Here is a 629-nt window from a genome sequence, read left to right as displayed (position 1 = left end):
ACGGAGTCAACTCTCTCATCTTGTGGAATCTGATCGAGTAAATCACCAAGTACCTGTGAATCACTCACATTGTTGGTTGTGAGCTGAACAGCGCGTATTTGTAAGGTTTTAGCATCTATACCCATATGTAATTTACGCCATTGGCGACGATATTCAGACTGATGTTTTTTACGCTTCCATTCACCCTCACCTAAGAATTTCAGACCTGTAGAGTCAACGATTAGATACAGTCCATCACAACTTTTTTGATAGCTAATCACAATATCAATATGCTGTTGTCGTCTACAAATTGTAGTGTAGTCTGGCGCTATCCAATTTAACCCACAAAGATGGATGAGACTTTGAACAAAGCCAGTGACCATGCGTAAAGACAATCGGAAGAGAGATTTAATCATTAGGCAGCATTGGATAGCTGCGTCGGAGTAAGTTTGATTTCGTCCTTGTTTGCCTTTTGATGGGGCATACCATTGCGTAGCAGGATCAAACCAAATGGCAATATTTCCACGATTAATGAGAGCTCGGTTATATGAAGACCAATTGGTTGTGCGATAAATTTTAGGTGTCGACTTATTCATTTGAAAATTATATTGTGGAATAAGCCTTTAGAGATAGGTTTGTGCAACAAAGCC

1 pseudogene is annotated in these 629 nt (G+C 39.7%); it reads right to left on the bottom strand.

From position 1 onward, the window contains the following. Positions 1 to 575: pseudogene (locus tag HJG58_RS18645) on the bottom strand (IS5-like element ISAba13 family transposase); the annotation flags it as partial. Positions 576 to 629 lie beyond the last annotated feature (54 nt).

Origin of the sequence: Acinetobacter geminorum (assembly GCF_013009345.1) — a bacterium.
Taxonomy (GTDB): domain Bacteria; phylum Pseudomonadota; class Gammaproteobacteria; order Pseudomonadales; family Moraxellaceae; genus Acinetobacter; species Acinetobacter geminorum.
This window is presented reverse-complemented; position numbering and strand designations above follow the sequence as displayed.